This window comes from Clostridium sp. YIM B02555, from assembly GCF_022320955.1.
In the GTDB taxonomy this organism is placed as follows: domain Bacteria; phylum Bacillota; class Clostridia; order Clostridiales; family Clostridiaceae; genus Clostridium; species Clostridium saccharoperbutylacetonicum.
The window spans coordinates 36,552-37,365 of the sequence record NZ_JAKJJY010000035.1 but is presented as its reverse complement, the minus strand read 5'-3'; the positions used below and the strand labels follow the sequence as shown (position 1 = coordinate 37,365).

1 protein-coding gene is annotated in these 814 nt (G+C 42.0%); it reads right to left on the bottom strand.

The window, feature by feature from the left end; all coding sequences use genetic code 11:
- Nucleotides 1–814: InlB B-repeat-containing protein (locus L3B98_RS27545; protein WP_238919050.1), on the bottom strand; the 814-nt coding region annotated here is incomplete at both ends.

Sequence of the window (814 nt, the reverse complement as noted above, 5' to 3'; positions counted from 1 at the left end):
ATGTTACTGTATATGTTGTAGGTACTGCTGTCCACTTCGCATATAACGTAGTATTTGCTGCTATACTGAACGTACCACTTCCTGCTACATAATCTGTTCCACTTCCATTTGCTAATGTATTCCAACCTGCAAAGGTATAGCCTGTTTTAATTAGGCTTCCGCTATTCGAGGCTGCGGTTACTGTTTGACCACTTGTGTAACTTGCTGAATCTGTTGGTACCGTTCCTCCTGTATTTCCATTTCCGTCATATGTTACTGCATATGTTGTAGGTACTGGTGTCCACTTCGCATATAACGTAGTATTTGCTGCTATACTGAACGTTCCACTTCCTGCTGCATAATCTGTTCCACTTCCATTTGCTAATGTATTCCAACCAGCGAAGGTATAGCCTGTTTTAACTAAGCTTCCGCTATTCGCTGCCGCGGTTACTGTTTGACCACTTGTGTAACTTGCTGAATCTGTTGGTACCGTTCCTCCTGTATTTCCATTTCCGTCATACGTTACTGTATATGTTGTAGGTACTGCTGTCCACTTCGCATATAACGTAGTATTTGCTACTATACTGAACGTACCACTTCCTGCTGCATAATCTGTTCCACTTCCATTTGCTGCTGTATTCCAGCCTGCAAAGGTATAACCTGTTTTAACTAAGCTTCCGCTATTTGATGCCGCAGTTACTGTTTGACCTCCTGTATAACTTGTTGAATCTGTTGGTACTGTTCCTCCTGTATTTCCATTTCCGTCATACGTTACTGTATATGTTGTAGGTACTGCTGTCCACTTCGCATACAACGTAGTATTTGCTGCTATACT